Source organism: Methanosarcina sp. 2.H.T.1A.6 (assembly GCF_000979455.1).
Lineage (GTDB): Archaea > Halobacteriota > Methanosarcinia > Methanosarcinales > Methanosarcinaceae > Methanosarcina.
This window is the reverse complement of sequence record NZ_JJOY01000031.1, coordinates 62,215-76,531: the sequence shown is the minus strand read 5'-3', so window position 1 is coordinate 76,531 and position 14,317 is coordinate 62,215. Positions and strand designations below refer to the sequence as shown.

Below are 14,317 nucleotides of genomic sequence, written 5' to 3'. Positions count from 1 at the left end.
AGGGCCAGGACAAGTACATTAATTCAACAGAGCAGGACGGGGAAGTTTACGCATTCCTCCCCTGAGCTAAAGACTCAGGGGTTTCATGCTGAGGGTTTATGAAGTCTCCGGGAAAGGGAAAAAAATGAAATCAGGAACAAGTTGAGGTTTTCCGAAAATGTCAGAAATCAGAAAGCATTATTTTCTCCCCGAATACTGCATAATTGCTGAAGAGAGGGCTAAAAGGCCTTCGGATTTTGCAGGGGCAGCCGGAGGTTCCGAAAAAAGCCCCCCTGAAAGCTGCGTGTTCTGCGGGGGAAATGAAGAAAAAACGCCTCCTGCAACGGCAGTATATAAGAATGGGGAGATATTTGCCGATACCGGGGAAAATAGAATACGCAACTGGGATTTTCGCTGTTTTCCAAACCTCTATCCGGCACTTTCCCCTGCGCCTTCTCCTGCGCCACCGTCCCCCCGATTTCACGGAAAAGATCTTGAAGTTTTTCCGGGGTCCGGTTTCCATGAGGTGATAGTAGAGTCCCCTGTGCACGGGAAAAACCTGAAGGACTTCTCCGACACTGAAATATCCGGGCTTATGAGGGTCTATAAGGACAGGGTTTGTCATTACGCAGCCCATGAAAAAATCCTTTATGTCTCCCTGTTCAAAAACTCTGGAAAAGCCGCAGGAGCTTCCCAGGACCATCCACACAGCCAGCTCATCGCCCTGCCGGTTTGCCCTCCGATTCTGGAAAGGGAACTGAAGGCTATTAGAGAAGGAGAAAAGTGCCCTTACTGCGTTCTCCTTGAAACAGAAAAAGCCTCATCACGCCTTATCCATGAAAATAACAAGTTTGTGGCTTTTGCCCCTTACTATTCAATAGGGCCCTTTGAAGTCTGGATCCTTCCAAAAGAGCATATAAGTTTTCTTGGGGATTTTAGTCCGGAGCTTCTTTTTGCCCTCGGTGAGATTTTGAGAACTGTCCTCAGGAGTTATGCAAAAGTACTCGGAAACATGCCCTATAACCATATGTTCTACCAGCTTTTTGAAACTCCGGAGTACCACCTGAACCTCAGGCTGCTGCCCCGGATCTCCACTGCTGCAGGGTTCGAACTGAATACCGGAATTTACATCAATACGGTTTCTCCGGAAAAGGCAGCCTCATACCTGAGGGGGGATGAATGAGTTGTCTCAGGAGAAATCCTGGAGATAGATAAACAACTGGAATAAAAGTTTCCAGTGTAAAACATGTGGAAAAACCCGGAGATATATTTATCTACGATTAAAAAGGAATAAAGTTAGGGAAGTATAGAGAAGTATCCGTAATGCGAAAAGAGATGTATCCGTAATGCGAAAATTGTCCTGTAGACCAGGCATATTTAGATAATTCCTGTTCAGAACAGGTACGTGAAGGGTTTTAAAGGGAATACGTACAGAGTAATTACGGCAGGAAAAGAGCAAACTGAATTTATCAATCTGGAAAATATATAATTAACCCGGTAAGCTGAAGGGTTTGAACAGCACAGGCTGGGGGAAACCTGTAACTTTTAGTAACCGTGATGTCCTTCACTTTGACAAAAAGGAATGAGTGAGTCTATGAAAAAGATTCGAATAGGAATGTTTAGTTGGGAAAGTTTGTATTCGATACGTGTAGGAGGTATTTCTCCCCATGTATCCGAACTCTCTGAGGCTCTTGCAGCTAAGGGTCATGAGGTTCATCTTTTTACCCGAGGCCTTGAAAACAATGATGAAATAATCAGGGGAGTCCACTACCACAGAATTGCATGTGACCGGACTGGGGGAATAGTGGAGCAGATGAACAGGATGTGCGACGCTATGTATTGCCGGTTTCTGGACGTGCGTGAGGCAGGAGAGTTTGATATTCTCCACGGGCACGACTGGCATCCTGTAAACGTCCTCTGCAGGGTTAAAGCCCAGTTTGGACTGCCTTTCGTCCTGACCTTCCACAGTACGGAATGGGGACGCAACGGAAACCTTCACGGGGACTGGTGGGAAGCAAAAGAGATTTCGCACAGGGAATGGCTTGGAGGGTATGAAGCTTCCTACGTAATTACGACATCTACTGTTTTGAAAGAAGAAGTCAGGCACTTATACAAAATTCCCGATTATAAACTCTGGGAGATCCCCAATGGAATAAATGTGGGAAAAATAAAAAGGGAAGTTGATCCTGGAAAAATAAAGAGAAACTACGGAATTCACCCATGCCTTCCTGTAGTGCTCTTCACCGGAAGGATGTCCTACCAGAAAGGGCCTGATCTGCTCGTCGAAGCTGCAGCAAAAGTCCTGAGGAAGAGGGATGCCCAGTTTGTGCTCATAGGTGAAGGGGACATGCGGGCTCAATGTGAAAACCAGGCTCAGAGGCTTGGCATTGGGGATTCCTGCAATTTCCTTGGATACGCCCCGGATAACACTGTCATAGACTGGTTCAACGCCTGTGACCTTGTCTGTGTCCCAAGCCGGAACGAACCCTTCGGGATAGTTGTGCTTGAGGCATGGGATGCAAAAAAGCCTGTGGTTGCAAGCGATGCGGTCGCTCTTGTTGAAAACTTCAGGACAGGAATCATTGCTCATAAAGAGCCCTCTTCCATTGCCTGGGGCCTCAACTATGTACTTGAGGGTCTGGGCCGCAACAGGATGGGAGAGAAGGGATACGAACTCCTGAAAAAGAGATACAACTGGGAAACGATAGCTGAAAAAACCCTTGAAGTATATGAAAAAGTAATCGATAAAACCTGAATACTTAAAAACATGAGTACTTAAAAAAATTTGAAGAGGAAAAAATTATAGTATCCTCTTCAAATTCAAGGAAGGATTTTCCAACCAGTAAAATATACAATAATTTCATCACACATTTATGAAGTTGAATGTGCCTCTTAAGTATATTTTTCAGACCGAGCTAAATTTTTAAATTTTCAGCAAATACGTTAAACTTACTTTTTCCCATACAATTTGAAGAGGAAGATGTTAACTGTCTTCCCCATCGTCCTCATCAAATTCTTTGTAACTGTCACTTCCTACCATTGCTGCCGAGATTGAGTCAATCCCATCAAGCCATTCTGCAACAATGCCGTATGGAAGTTCAGCCATAACCTCTTCAGGCAGGCTTTGTCCTTTGAGCACGATTGCACCGCACTGTGCAGTGTAATCAAGAGCAAGTTCAAGGTTATCCGAGGCTTCAGCATCGACAGCTTCTTTTATAAGTTCTTCGAGATTTGATTCATCCTCATAGTCACCCATAAAATAGCATTCAAAGGCGACAAGTGCCCCCATAAGAGAGGTCTGTACCGAATCGACCATAAGGTCGATATCTTCAGAAATGGGCTCGACCTCGGAAAGCACGATATCCCTGATCTCCTCAAGAATCTTTAAAGCTTTCTCTTTAGAGAGCAGATCTTTTTCAAAGCGAACGGTTACTTTCAGGCAGGCAAGGATCACATCATCAACCATATTGACGAATACAGCGCTTTCCTTCCCGGCTTCTTCTTCGGATTCTTTTATTTGGAAACCGCTTTCCCTTGCCCGTCCGAGCCAGTTTTCCCAGCGCTTTTGGGTATAAAATTCATAGGGGGGGACCTGGTTCATATCATGTTCAGGCACTTATAACACCGCTTATATACATTTTTTATTAATTAATAATCGATCTTACTATTACTAAAAGGTGTTTGTTTATGTTCACCAGGCAAGTTTCACTTTTTTTAATGAGTTGCCAGCTTCACACTTTGAGTCAAGGCTTTCAAGGACACCTACAATTTTGCATTTGTCCCCTTTTAAAAGCCCTTCCGGGTGGCAGATCTCATACACACTGCACTCTCTCTTGCCACATTTGGTGGGCTCATACATAATTTTTGCCCCTTCAACAGCTTTTCTCGATTCCATGGTTGTCAGGATAGGAGCCCTGCTGACGTCCACAGCAAGTACCCCGCTGTCATGCAGGAAACATTCATGTATGTCTTTACTTTTTATTCTCTCGACCCTATACCTGCGTCCGGGCTCAAGGTTAAGGCAGGTGTTCTTCAGCCGGCATTTCTTGCATTCTGGCATTTCACCTTTGAATATGAATTCCAGCCCTTCCCTTGCCAGCCGTGATCCGATGAGTGTTATTTTGGTATCGCTTTCTGTCATAATAGTTCTTCCATTTAAATTTATTCTGGCATTTATTGAATTATCGGGATTCCTGGAGCTTATCCCGAAATATTTTGAATTGAAAATTGAGATTAGACCTGAAGTAAAGAATTTAAGCCAGATCATAAATAAATTAAATTAATTAAGACTCGAGTGAGCCGTTAATTATTATGAAATCTGAACCCCAGCTTAAAAGGTTCTGATATATCATTGTTTATTTTTATGATATTTCAAACAGTTGCTGAGATTCTGCTTTGGCCTGAGTTAAAACAACTTTTCAACTTATGACCTTTGTGATTTTTGCAACTTTCTCGGCTGCCGAAGGAGTAAGACCGTTTCCGAGAATTGTGTAGCGGTCCGGGCGGATACTGTGTGCATGTAACAGGGCTTCGACTATATATTTATCTTCTATGCCCAGTTCTTCTGCAGTCGTAGGAGCCCCGATCTTTTTTAAGGCATCCCTGATCTCCTGCCAATTTCCTCCGTGCAGATACATCATCAGGATTGTACCAACCCCGCACTGTTCTCCGTGTAATGCAGGCCTTGGGGCAATCCTGTCAAGGGCGTGGCTAAACATATGTTCCGATCCCGAAGCCGGCCTTGAAGAACCTGCAATGCTCATTGCGATTCCATTTGACAACAGGGCTTTTACCACAAGCCTGGCAGACGTCTCATGCTCCGGCTTTATCGAATCGGCAGATTCTATTATCACCCGTGCTGCCATGCGGGAGAGAGCTGCAGCATATTCCCCAAAGTACTCGTTTCGGAGTCTGCTCGCAAGCTCCCAGTCCATTACTGCCGTGTAATTGGAAATGATGTCTCCACAGCCGGCTGCAAGAAATCGGAAAGGAGCCTCCGAGATAATTTCTGTGTCCGCAACTACGGCCATAGGGGCCTGAGCCTGTACGGAAGAGCTTTTTCCATTGTCAATTATCGAGGCTCTGGAAGACGCAATGCCGTCATGAGAAGCTGCCGTTGGCACACTGATAAAAGGAAGTTCAAGCCGTGTGGAAGCAAGTTTTGCAAGGTCAATAGACCTGCCGCTTCCTACTCCAAGAAGAAAAGTCGCCTCTGTCTCGAGGGCTTTTTGCATTATTATCTCGACTTCCTCCATGGTTGCCCTACAGGTAAGAACCGTTTCTGCGCTGCACCCTGCGTTTTCCAGGAGGTTGCTCACTCTTTTACCTGCAACGTCCAGGGTAGTGTTCCCGGTCACTATCAGCGCATTTCCTTTCAGTTTCAGATCCCTGCAGACATCTCCAATTTCCTCAAGTACACCATGCCCAATCAGCACGTCCCTTGGAAGCTGCATCCATTTTGCGCTGTTTTTATTGATGGTCAATTTCATACCCGCATGATTTTTTAGTTGTGATAAAGATTATAGTGTATACTTTATTTCGTAAAAACGGCAGGTGTAAGCCAGCCGGTATTGAAGATTACTTATTGAAGATTACTTATTGAAGACTACTTATTGAAGATTAACATCTCAACTATCACTGCAGATATCTCTAATCATCCGGGTATTTAACACCAGCAGATAACTATACAGGTATCTGATATTGACAGATGATAATAACTGCAGAAAACATCGACAACTTATCAAATATAAACAACTTATCAAATATAATATACCTGGTTTATATACCTGGTTTAATAGGAGAACTTAATTCATTAACTTAATTAATTAACTTAATTCATTACCTTAATTCTCAGATGATATTAAGAACGCAATGCTTCTGATCAGTCCATTCCGCACCCTTTTTACCTTATTTAACTTTTCGTCCGGGCTTATGTCAGGAATTTAGGTACCTGACTATGATAAAACATGGATATTTCACCAGGGGAATTTACTTAAATCAATTCTCTCTCTTCTCTCTATTGATAAGTCTGTTAACTATTACCTTTTAACAGATACAATTACATAGGTTAATTATATAAATATAGTAATATAATATAGGCAGAATAATACGTCCATATAAAATGTTTGCTTTTCCGGAAACAAAGCTTCGAGAAGGCAAAGAAATATCTGTAATTAAACCGAACACCGTTCACCAGTTGAGATTACTACATGAGATTACTACATTTATAGTTCGGAAATAAGTTTGTTTCATATATGTAAGCCAGTACACAAATTCAGCTATGTACAGTAAGTATTAATTGTATTAGGCTATTGCCATTTTGAATGAGTGATAAGATGAGTTATTTAACGGATAATATATCACAATTTATCAATACCTACTATCTGGATCCCATAAGGACCGATGACGGGTATAACCTTGTAAACACTTTTACCTGGGCAGTGGTACTGGGCATTTGTATTTTCGGGGTTTTCAGGCTCCTTGAAAAGCTGGAAGTAAAGATAACACCCAGGTTCATTCTCTCAATCCTGCCATTCGTACTTGCAGGCTCTTCTCTGCGCGTGCTTGAAGATTCCCCCGCAGGCATCTTTCACCCTCCTTTCTCCTATTTGCTTATAACCCCGAATATTTATTTCCTGGTTTTCGGGATAACCGTAGTCTGCCTCTGGCTCTCAATCCGGCTGCAGAAAGCAGGGCTTGTGAAAGAGTATCATTCCATTTTCGCAGGCTTCGGGCTGGCATGGTTTTTATTAAACCTCGGCACACTGCTATATTATGAGAACATTGTAGTTGCTTACGTTCCGGTCTTTGTGCTTGGAGCAGGGATAGGGTTGACATTTACCTTTTACATGGTTGCGCGCCGCTTAAAATCCTCGATATTTACCGACCCTCTGAACCTGTCTATCCTTCTGGCCCATATGCTGGATGCTTCTTCGACATACATAGGGATAGATAAACTGGGGTACTTTGAAAAACACGTGCTTCCCTCTTATCTCATTAAACTTACTGATACTGCATTGGTTATGTATCCATTAAAACTAATTATCTTCGTAGGGGTTCTTTATGCACTTGATACCCAGTTTGAGAAAGATGAGGAGTCAAACAACCTGAAAATGCTTATTAAAATGGTTATTTTGATCCTCGGGCTTTCTCCGGCAACCCGGAACACAATCCGAATGATGCTGGGAATCTGAAATAAAGGGTAAACAGATACCTGCAGTGGACACCGGGATTCAATATAAGTCTTTATTGGGGATAAACATGGAAAGAGAGGAAGACTATTATTTACGGGAGAGAAAAGGAGAAATAAGGGCAGAAACTCCTGAAGGGGAGAGGGAGGAAATAATATATGCTCCGGCGGAAAATGCCTTTTTAGCTGCCCACGGAGAAACAAAATTCCGGCCAGGAGGAAGAAGTACCTCAAAGGTATCTGAGTTTACCAGCTACCTGCATTTTATCTGGCCATATGTAATATTCATTACCTTTGTGTTCTTCGGGGCTCTATTTGCAGGCTATACTTCATCGGCAAATTTTCCGGATATGGCTGATACGCTCATGGAAGGTTTCAGCTCCCGTTTCGCACCCCTCATGGATAAGCCTCCGATAGTCATTATGCTTGGAATCTTTCTCAACAATGCCTTTGTAAGCCTGCTTTTTCTTGTACTCGGGCTTGTCTTCGGTGTCCTTCCGGTAATGTTTATCGCCTTTAATGGATATATTGTAGGAGTTATTTCTAACCTCGTAGCCCAGGAAAAAGGCCTGCTTTTTATTTTCCTTGCCCTTCTCCCGCACGGGATCGTGGAACTACCCATGGTCTTCATATCAGCTGGGATAGGGGTCAGGCTCGGGCACCAGGTTTTCTCTGCCCTTATAGGCAGGCCTACTGAGATCAAAAAAGAATTTAAAGAAGGGATCAGATTTTATTTCCACTGGATCATGCCTCTTCTTTTTCTGGCAGCAGTAGTTGAGGCCTTTATTACACCTCTGATCCTGAGTTTCCTTTAAAAATCAGGTAAAAGTGAAGATTGCTGTGAGAGGACAAAACAGCCACTCCAGCTTACCCTTCATTATATAAACGATTACTTCTATTAGAAAGGGTTTTAATAGGTAAAGCCGTTAATGGGGAAAAATCCAATCAGAGCTTTTGTTTCCTAAAACCTGGCAAGCTACCGCCGGGATCTGTACTTCAGGCATCTCGTCTCGAATATCAGGTTAAGAATCACATATCAGGTTAAGAATCACACAGTATCAGACCTGATCACCATCTCACAGAATTATCAATACCTCGAAAAAGCTGAGGGACATTATATATGATTGACAGGAAAGAAATTAAGGAAATCGTTGAAGGCTATTACGCGCATGCTGATAAGATTAAAGTAGGGACCATTGCCTCTCACTCAGGACTCGACATCTGCGACGGAGCAGTTGAAGAAGATTTCAGGACCCTTGCAGTCTGCCAGGCAGGAAGGGAGAAGACTTACACCGAATACTTCAGAGCTCAGAGGGACCCTTACGGGAAAATAAAGAGAGGAATTGTCGATGAAGCAGTTGTATTTAAGAAGTATAACGAAATTCTCCTGCCCCAGAATCAGCAGAAACTGGTTGACGAGAATGTGCTTTTTATCCCTAACCGCTCTTTTACTTCCTACTGCAGCATAGATGAAATCGAAGAAAATTTCAGAGTGCCTATGGTAGGGAGCAGGAACCTTCTCAGGAGCGAGGAACGAAGCGAGCAGCAGAGCTACTACTGGATCCTCGAAAAAGCAGGGCTTCCATTCCCGGAAAAAATAGAGTCTCCAGAGGACATTGACGAGCTCGTAATGGTAAAGCTTCCTCATGCGGTAAAGACACTCGAAAGGGGATTTTTTACAGCTTCAAGCTACGGGGAATACCTGGAAAAATCCGAAGCCCTTATAAAACAGGGAGTGATTACGCGTGAAGCTCTTGAGACTGCCAGGATCGAGCGTTATATTATAGGGCCTGTGTTCAACCTTGATATGTTCTACTCCCCGATCGAGCCGAAAATGAGCAAGCTGGAGCTCCTTGGCGTTGACTGGCGCTTTGAGACCAGTCTGGACGGGCATGTAAGGCTCCCTGCCCCTCAGCAGATGGCTCTTGCCAAGCACCAGCTCACCCCGGAATATACGGTCTGCGGGCACAACTCGTCAACTCTTCGCGAGTCCCTCCTTGAAAAAGTATTCGAAATGGGAGAAAAGTATGTAAAAGCCACTCAGGAGCACTACGCACCTGGAGTTATAGGGCCTTTCTGCCTCCAGACTTGCGTGGACAAGGACCTGAATTTCTATATTTATGATGTGGCCCCGAGAGTAGGCGGCGGGACGAATGTGCATATGTCAGTCGGGCATTCCTACGGCAACTCACTCTGGAGAAGGCCGATGAGTACGGGCAGAAGACTTGCCTTTGAGATAAGGCGCGCTCTGGAGCTCGAGAAACTTGACATGATCGTCACATAAATTTATTAAGGCTTTCCGGCATTAGTAGATATGAGTTGTGCAGGATACCGTAAACTTTAAAAGTATCATCTGAATCTGTTAGATTCAAGCCTTAACTAAAAATTTAATGACAGAACTTGCCCGGGTTTCCAGCTTGGAAATTCAGAATTTGCCCGGGGGAAGGGGTTCGGGCTCATGTAAAGCCCGTCCCATAAAAATCCCGCTTCAAGTTACAGATTACAATAAAACCAAGGATAACATAGTGAAAATTAGGGATTAGATTAGTTTTAGAGTTGAAGTCTGCAGGCCTGAGGGAAAAAAGCAGTTAAACTCCCTGAAGGTGCAGATTTCGGATAAATACCTGCCTTATATCAGAATACCTGCCTTATATCAGATTATCTTCACTCTACTGGAGGAAACTACAACTTGAGTCAGCCCTGTGTTAATATCGGCATGGTAGGCCATGTCGACCATGGAAAAACCACACTTGTTAAAGCTTTATCCGGCGTGTGGACGGATACGCATAGTGAAGAAGTAAAAAGAGGGATTTCGATAAGATTGGGGTATGCGGACTCCCCATTCATGAAATGCCCGAAATGCCCTGCCCCTCAGTGTTATACTGTGGAAAAGACCTGCGCCAACTGCGGAGAAAAAACGGAAGAATACCGGACAGTGTCCTTTGTAGACGCCCCTGGGCACGAAACCCTGATGGCAACCATGCTTTCAGGAGCTGCAATCATGGACGGAGCAGTGCTCGTAATTGCCGCAAACGAAGAATGCCCGCAGCCCCAGACGAAAGAACACCTTATGGCTCTGGACATAATAGGGATTGAAAACATTGTTATCGTGCAAAACAAGATTGACCTTGTATCCAGGGAACGCCTTGTCGAGCACTACCACCAGATAAAGGAATTTGTCAAAGGCACGGTCGCAGAAAATGCACCTGTAATCCCGATCTCAGCCCAGCAGAACATCAACATCGATATCCTGATCGATGCCCTGGAAACCCAGATCCCGACTCCTGTACATAAAGCAGGCAAGCCTGCCAGCATGCTGATTGCCCGTTCTTTTGACATTAACAGGCCCGGAGCCTCAATTGATGAAATCCGCGGAGGAGTTATCGGAGGCACCCTTACAGAAGGCTTACTTCATCCCGGCGACGAGCTTGAGATAAGGCCCGGAATAAAAATCACAACCGAAGGCAGCACTAAATGGGTTCCTATCCTGACCACGGTCTCATCCATTTTTGCAGGCGCAACAAAGGTCGAGGAAGCAACTCCCGGAGGTCTTCTGGCTATTGGAACCTACCTTGACCCTACCCTGACAAAAGGCGACTCTTTAACCGGACAGATCGCAGGCATACCAGGCACTCTTCCTGAGACCAGGCATCAGTTTGTCATGGAACTGCACCTGCTTGAGAGGGTTGTGGGGGTCACCAAGGAAGAAAAGATCAATGAAATCAAGACCAGTGAACCCCTTATGTTAAATATAGGAACCGCAACGACTGTAGGTGTGGTCACAAGTGCCCGGAAGAATGAAGCCCAGGTGTCACTCAAACGCCCAATAAGCGCAGCAGTCGGGGCGATGGTTGCTATCAGCAGGAGAATCGATTCCCGCTGGAGGCTCATTGGAGTAGGGGTAATAAAGAGTTGAAAATCATAATCGATACTAACGGGTTCATGATCCCTGTCCAGTTCGGAGTGGATATTTTCGAAGAACTGAAAAGGCTGGGTTTTAATGAGTTCTATGTGCCTGAAGCTGTTGTATTTGAAATCGAAAAACTAATAAAGCGGGAAAAAGGTTCAGACAGAACAGCCGCAAAGGTTGCCAGGTCCATGATGACTAGGTGCGAGCGAATAGCCGGTACGGGGCCTGCGGATGACGTTATTCTCAGGCTCGCGGGAGAGATGAAAGCGGCTGTTCTGACAAATGACATAGGGTTGAAGCGCAGGCTTGCAGAACACAGGGTTCAGGCCGTGTCTCTGCGCCAGAAAAACAGACTTGACGTTGTCTGAAAACCCCACCGGACATTTCCGGGCAGCAGTTCCATTGATTAGGTTTACGGGTGATTAGCAGATGTATAAATTAATGAAACTCGTTGATACTGTTCGTATCCCTCCCACCCTTCTTGGGGAAGAAGTGATGCCTACCATTAAAAACGCGTTAAGGGAAAAACTTGAGGGGCAGGTTGACAAAAAGCTTGGCTCCCTTGTCACGGTTTACAATATCGACGAGGTAGGAGAAGGGCATATCCTTGTCGGAGACGGGGCCGTATACTATGATGTGACATTCGAAGCAGTAATGTTTATTCCAGAGCTCCAGGAGATTATCGAAGGTGAGGTCGTAGAAGCCGTCGGCTTTGGAGTTTTCATAGGAATGGGTCCAATGGACGGGCTGCTCCACGTAAGCCAGATTACTGACGACTTTATTTCCTATGATGCCAAAAACGCAAGGCTTGTCACTAAAACCGGAGGCAAGTCAATTGCTGAAGGGGATCATGTAAGAGCCAGAATTGTTGCAGTAAGCATCAATGAAAGGGAACCGAAAGAAAGCAAGATCGGGCTTACCATGCGCCAGACTGCCCTTGGAAAACTGCAGTGGCTCGAAGAAGCCCGCAGAAAGAAGCAGCCTCAGGAAGTCACAGGTGAAAGACTGCCTGAATAAAGAAGGCAAAAGAGAGGATTGCAATGCCAGAAAAAGTCTGTCGACACTGCCTGAGGGTCCTGGAAGGGCAAACCTGTCCTGTTTGCGGAACTTCAGACCTTGCAGAAGAATGGAGTGGACTTGTGATAATTCTTGACACAGAACGCTCGGAAATCGCAAAAAAACTCGGGGTTGACATCCCGGATAGATTTGCCTTGAAGGTGCGCTGAGTTGAGTGTTCATATCGAACTTCCGAGAGAACTTCGCCCACTTATGAAAAGACCCCTTGGTACATTATATAGGGGAAAGGGCAGGGATACCATAGAAAAGTTTGTAGGGGAGCTTGCAAGCCCCACAAAACTTATATCCGTAGGGGATGTTACTACATTCCACCTGCTCGAAGCCGGGATTATTCCGGACATCTGTATTGTGGATGACCGTACCAAAAGGAAACCGGTATCCAGAGATGTGTCGGCCCGGAACAGGGATAAGGTCTATGAAGAAGTTTCGGTTGACAACCCTGCGGGGATTATCACCGATGAGCTGATAAAAACCCTTTGCGAAGCGTTTGCCTCAGAAAAGCTTCTCCGCATTTTTGTAAGAGGAGAAGAAGACCTGGCAACTCTTCCGGTAATCCTTATGGCTCCGCTGGGGTCTGTGGTCCTTTACGGGCAACCCGATGAGGGTGTGGTCTTTGTAGAGGTCACTGAGGAAAAGAAAGAAAAAATAAGGGCTCTTTTTGAAAAGCTCATCAGCAAAAATCAGAATAATGAATTGGATAAGATACGGAGAATTTTAGATGGACATAAAGATCCTTAAAGATAAAAATAATGCACTTTTAAACAGAAGGGAACTGGATTTCGTTGTGAAATATGAAGGTTCTACCCCTTCCAGAAGTGATGTACGGAACAAGCTTGCTGCAATGTTGAATGCTCCCCTTGAACTTCTGGTCATCCAGAGGATCAACACAGAGTACGGAATGCAGGAAAGCAAGGGTTATGCCAAGCTCTACGAAGATGCAAGCCGCATGAAAGCAGTAGAACTTGAATACGTCCTGAAGAGAAACCCTGCCCCCGGAGCAGAAACTGAGGAAGAAGAGGCGTAAGCCTTACTGAGGTGTATAAACATGGCAGTAAAAGATTACTACAAAGTCCAGGGCGACTCCGTAACCAGACTCAAACAGTTCTGTCCCAGATGCGGACCAGGTGTATTCCTTGCCGAACACAAAAACCGCCTCGCCTGCGGAAAGTGCGGCTACACCGAGTTCAAGAAATAACCCGCTCGGGAAATCATAACTCATTTTTCAACCCGGACCGCAGGAGTTTTTCCTGCGGCTCCTTTCACTTACGTCCTCTTCCGGAAGAAAATATCTCAAGTCTTTTCTGAGAAATATCTCAAGTCTTTTCTGAGAAACATCTCAAGTCTTTTCGGAGAAACATCTCAAGTCTTTTCGGAGAAACATCTCAAGTCTTTTCTGAGAAACATCTCAAGTCTTTTCTGAGAAATATCTCAAGTCTTTTCTGAGAAATATCTCAAGTCTTTTCAGAGAAACATCTCAAGTCTTTTCTTTGAAGATTATGCCAAATTCTGTTCACTTTTTCCACTTAAGTTGTCGCAGGTCTCCTTTCAATATTTATATTTTTTTAGACCCCAATTATTTACCTAATTAAATATCGCTAAGTTATATTTTAGGGATATTTTTATGCAATAATTTATCTATTTTGTATGCCAATTTCTATTTGGAAGTAATATCTTTAAGTTATATCATTTTTTTGAGGACACCTACGGAAAGATGTCTCAAACTTAAAACAAGGATAAAAACAAGTTATTTTCAGAATAGTATACTTCATCAAAAATATATTCAGAAAGCTGAAAGACACTGTTTAGCAAGGAGCGGAATAAAATATGCCTGAGGAAAGTGCGAAAACAAAAATAATCAGAGTAAAGAACATTCACGTAAAAAGCCTGAAAATAAAGGGTCTGAGACCAAAACATCTTATTATAAAGAACCTGAATTTAAAGGACATCAGAAAAGTAAAGGGGTAACATGTCAGAGAAAAACACGAGAACGAAAATTATCACAATAAAAGACTCGAACATAAAAAATCTGAAAATAAAAGGTTTGGGGCCAAAACCCCTTATCATAAAAAACCTGACCTTAAAGAACGTCAGGCTGATCTTCAAGCTTCCGCCGGAAAAGAAAGAGTAAATTAATATTGGTTTAACATCTAAAAAAAGCTGTT

Annotated in this window: 17 protein-coding genes; 14 read left to right on the top strand and 3 right to left on the bottom strand. The window is 44.1% G+C overall.

All coding sequences use genetic code 11. The annotated features are described in order from the left end of the window. The first annotated feature begins 157 nt into the window (after positions 1-157). Together EO98_RS09645 and EO98_RS09640 are read left to right on the top strand one after the other, a co-directional pair. Positions 158-1,162 carry a DUF4921 family protein gene (locus EO98_RS09645; RefSeq protein ID WP_048137182.1) on the top strand — a complete coding sequence of 335 codons (1,005 nt, stop codon included), beginning with the start codon at positions 158-160 and terminating at the stop codon, positions 1,160-1,162. 411 nt (positions 1,163-1,573) lie between these two features. Beyond that, complete coding sequence (locus EO98_RS09640) at positions 1,574-2,734, top strand: glycosyltransferase family 4 protein (protein WP_048137181.1); 1,161 nt, start codon at positions 1,574-1,576, stop codon at positions 2,732-2,734. Between the two features lie 228 nt (positions 2,735-2,962). On the opposite strand, the gene EO98_RS09635 is transcribed toward EO98_RS09640, so the two are convergent. The 3 genes from EO98_RS09635 to EO98_RS09625 all read right to left on the bottom strand — a co-directional run bounded on the left by EO98_RS09635 (position 2,963) and on the right by EO98_RS09625 (position 5,468). Continuing rightward, positions 2,963-3,595, bottom strand: coding sequence for a DUF2150 family protein (locus EO98_RS09635; RefSeq protein WP_048137179.1), 633 nt, complete (start codon positions 3,593-3,595; stop codon positions 2,963-2,965). Positions 3,596-3,670: 75 nt separating this feature from the next. Next, the gene (locus EO98_RS09630) at positions 3,671-4,120 is read right to left on the bottom strand and encodes a UPF0179 family protein (RefSeq protein WP_048137198.1); all 450 of its coding nucleotides are present in this window, start codon (positions 4,118-4,120) and stop codon (positions 3,671-3,673) included. 277 nt (positions 4,121-4,397) lie between these two features. Beyond that, a complete protein-coding gene (locus EO98_RS09625; protein WP_048137177.1) occupies positions 4,398-5,468 on the bottom strand; it encodes an NAD(P)-dependent glycerol-1-phosphate dehydrogenase in 1,071 nt (356 codons plus the stop codon). Between the two features lie 834 nt (positions 5,469-6,302). Between EO98_RS09625 and EO98_RS09620 the strand changes: the two genes are divergently transcribed. The 12 genes from EO98_RS09620 to EO98_RS18430 all read left to right on the top strand — a co-directional run bounded on the left by EO98_RS09620 (position 6,303) and on the right by EO98_RS18430 (position 14,283). Then, positions 6,303-7,172: a DUF63 family protein gene (locus tag EO98_RS09620; RefSeq protein WP_369799038.1), complete on the top strand. Its 870-nt coding sequence runs from the start codon at positions 6,303-6,305 to the stop codon at positions 7,170-7,172. Between the two features lie 67 nt (positions 7,173-7,239). Continuing rightward, complete coding sequence (locus EO98_RS09615; protein WP_048137172.1) at positions 7,240-7,983, top strand: stage II sporulation protein M; 744 nt, start codon at positions 7,240-7,242, stop codon at positions 7,981-7,983. A gap of 305 nt (positions 7,984-8,288) precedes the next feature. Continuing rightward, positions 8,289-9,452, top strand: coding sequence for a formate--phosphoribosylaminoimidazolecarboxamide ligase family protein (locus EO98_RS09610; RefSeq protein ID WP_048132189.1), 1,164 nt, complete (start codon positions 8,289-8,291; stop codon positions 9,450-9,452). Positions 9,453-9,857: 405 nt separating this feature from the next. Beyond that, positions 9,858-11,084 (top strand): translation initiation factor IF-2 subunit gamma, encoded by a 1,227-nt coding sequence (locus tag EO98_RS09605; protein ID WP_048137171.1) that lies wholly within the window; start codon positions 9,858-9,860, stop codon positions 11,082-11,084. Continuing rightward, positions 11,081-11,446, top strand: coding sequence for a PIN domain-containing protein (locus tag EO98_RS09600; RefSeq protein ID WP_048132192.1), 366 nt, complete (start codon positions 11,081-11,083; stop codon positions 11,444-11,446). Before EO98_RS09605 ends, EO98_RS09600 begins: the two co-directional genes overlap by 4 nt. A 61-nt stretch (positions 11,447-11,507) precedes the next feature. Then, on the top strand, positions 11,508-12,095 hold the full coding sequence (locus tag EO98_RS09595; protein ID WP_048132194.1) for a DNA-directed RNA polymerase: 588 nt from the start codon (positions 11,508-11,510) through the stop codon (positions 12,093-12,095). Positions 12,096-12,118: 23 nt separating this feature from the next. Continuing rightward, the gene (spt4, locus tag EO98_RS09590) at positions 12,119-12,304 is read left to right on the top strand and encodes a transcription elongation factor subunit Spt4 (protein ID WP_048132197.1); all 186 of its coding nucleotides are present in this window, start codon (positions 12,119-12,121) and stop codon (positions 12,302-12,304) included. 1 nt (position 12,305) lies between these two features. Beyond that, a complete protein-coding gene (locus tag EO98_RS09585) occupies positions 12,306-12,893 on the top strand; it encodes a GTP-dependent dephospho-CoA kinase family protein (RefSeq protein ID WP_048137169.1) in 588 nt (195 codons plus the stop codon). Beyond that, on the top strand, positions 12,874-13,179 hold the full coding sequence (locus EO98_RS09580; protein ID WP_048137165.1) for a 30S ribosomal protein S24e: 306 nt from the start codon (positions 12,874-12,876) through the stop codon (positions 13,177-13,179). The genes EO98_RS09585 and EO98_RS09580 overlap by 20 nt, the downstream gene beginning before the upstream one ends. A 21-nt stretch (positions 13,180-13,200) precedes the next feature. Then, positions 13,201-13,350, top strand: coding sequence for a 30S ribosomal protein S27ae (locus tag EO98_RS17885; protein ID WP_048137678.1), 150 nt, complete (start codon positions 13,201-13,203; stop codon positions 13,348-13,350). Positions 13,351-13,979: 629 nt separating this feature from the next. Further along, positions 13,980-14,120 carry a hypothetical protein gene (locus EO98_RS18435; protein WP_156161096.1) on the top strand — a complete coding sequence of 47 codons (141 nt, stop codon included), beginning with the start codon at positions 13,980-13,982 and terminating at the stop codon, positions 14,118-14,120. A 1-nt stretch (position 14,121) separates the two neighbouring features. Continuing rightward, positions 14,122-14,283 carry a hypothetical protein gene (locus tag EO98_RS18430; RefSeq protein WP_156161095.1) on the top strand — a complete coding sequence of 54 codons (162 nt, stop codon included), beginning with the start codon at positions 14,122-14,124 and terminating at the stop codon, positions 14,281-14,283. Positions 14,284-14,317: the final 34 nt, after the last annotated feature.